The organism is Aquabacterium sp. UBA2148, from assembly GCF_002328915.1.
In the GTDB taxonomy this organism is placed as follows: domain Bacteria; phylum Pseudomonadota; class Gammaproteobacteria; order Burkholderiales; family Burkholderiaceae_C; genus Aquabacterium; species Aquabacterium parvum.
Genome location: NZ_DCXA01000303.1, coordinates 230 through 1,948 on the forward strand (window position 1 = coordinate 230; position 1,719 = coordinate 1,948).

Annotated in this window: 3 protein-coding genes; 2 read left to right on the top strand and 1 reads right to left on the bottom strand. The window is 64.2% G+C overall.

Features of this window, described 5'->3' with window-relative positions; genetic code table 11:
* Window positions 1-204: YicC/YloC family endoribonuclease (locus B2W70_RS16660; RefSeq protein WP_286747377.1), on the bottom strand; the 204-nt coding region annotated here is incomplete at its 3' end.
* Between the two features lie 30 nt (window positions 205-234).
* Here B2W70_RS16660 and B2W70_RS16665 point away from each other — a divergent pair.
* Together B2W70_RS16665 and B2W70_RS16670 are read left to right on the top strand one after the other, a co-directional pair.
* The gene (locus tag B2W70_RS16665) at window positions 235-1,203 is read left to right on the top strand and encodes a serine/threonine protein kinase (protein ID WP_058088072.1); all 969 of its coding nucleotides are present in this window, start codon (window positions 235-237) and stop codon (window positions 1,201-1,203) included.
* On the top strand, window positions 1,200-1,719 hold a 520-nt coding region (locus B2W70_RS16670; RefSeq protein ID WP_286747379.1), incomplete at its 3' end, for a PP2C family protein-serine/threonine phosphatase. The genes B2W70_RS16665 and B2W70_RS16670, both read left to right, overlap by 4 nt.

The following is a 1,719-nucleotide window of genomic DNA, read 5'->3' on the forward strand; positions in this document are numbered from 1 at the left end:
GGGCTCCAGGGCGCGGAACTCGTCGGCCAGCTTGAAGCTCAGGTCCAGGAAACGGCTGTTGACCGAGCGCAACTCGGCGCTCACCGCCCCCGATGCCGTCTTGCGTGACGCATTCGACGCTTCCGAGTCGTCCGTGTTTTCACCGACGTGGTCGGGTGCCGACGCGACCGCGCTGGCAAAGCCGGTCATGGAGTAGACTGACATGGATCTATTTCACCCAGATAAAACACGATTATGTCAAAGCCGAAACCCGCTCCGTTGCCCTCGGGCACCGTCGTGGGCGGCTACCAGATCGTCAAGAAGCTTGCCGCTGGCGGGTTCGGCGTGGTCTACCTCGCTGAAGACCCGGAAAAGCGCCTGGTCGCCCTCAAAGAGTACCTGCCTGCCTCGCTGGCCGAGCGCTCGGCCGGTGAGCTCATTCCCCGCGTCAAGCCCGACAAGCAGCCACTCTACCGCCTGGGGCTGAAAAGTTTCTTCGAAGAAGGCCGCTCGCTGGCCCAGATCGCCCACCCGAGTGTGGTGTCGGTGCTGAACTTCTTCCGCGAGAACGAAACCGTCTACATGGTGATGAACTACCTCCAGGGCGACACCCTGCAGGACTTCATCGTCACCGCGCGCGACCTGAAACGCGACAAGGTTTTCCGCGAGTCCACCATCCGCAGCCTCTTCGACGAGATCCTGCGCGGCCTGCGCATCGTGCACCAGCACAAGATGCTGCACCTGGACATCAAGCCAGCCAACATCTTCATCACCAACGACAACCGGGCCGTGTTGCTGGACTTTGGCGCCGCGCGCGAGGTGCTGAGCAAGGAAGGCAACTTCATCCGCCCGATGTACACGCCGGGCTTTGCCGCCCCCGAGATGTACCGCCGCGACGGCTCTCTCGGCCCCTGGACGGACATCTACGCGATCGGGGCCTGCATCTACGCCTGCATGCAGGGCTACCCGCCCAACGACGCGCCGCAGCGCCTCGAAAAAGACCGCCTGAGCCTGTCGCTCTCGCGCCTGCGCAACGTCTACTCGGACAACCTCATCGAGGTCACCGAGTGGTGCATGTCCCTTGACCCGCTGGCCCGCCCGCAGAGCGTCTTCGCGCTGCAAAAGGAGCTCGCGCGTGAAACCGAACGCCGCTACTCCAAGCTCACCTTCTCCGAGCGCGTGAAGCTGCAACTCGAAAACCTCAAGTCCGGTGCGAAGGCATGAGATTCTCCGTCTACCAGATCAGCCGCAAGGGCGGCCGTGAAAAGAACGAAGACCGCATGGGCTACTGCTACACGCGGGACTCAGGTCTGTTCGCCCTCGCCGACGGCATGGGTGGTCACCCCGAGGGTGAGATGGCCTCGCAGCTCGCCTTGCAGACCATGGCGGCCCTGTACCAGCGCGACGCCAAGCCCCGCCTGGCCGACCCGATCCGCTTCCTGCAGGACGCCATCATGGCGGGCCACCACCAGCTGCTGCGCTACGCCAGCGAGCGCGGCCTGATGGACACGCCACGCACGACCATCGTCGCCTGCATCATGCAAGGCAACACGGCCTACTGGGCCCATTGCGGCGACTCGCGCCTGTACTTCGTGCGCGGCGACAAACTCATCGCCCGCACGCGCGACCACTCCTATTCCGAGCTGCAGAACACGCTGTCGTCGGTGGTGCCGCTCAACGAGCGCTACAACCGCAACGTGCTCTTCACCTGCCTGGGCAGCCCGGGCAAGCCGGTGGTCA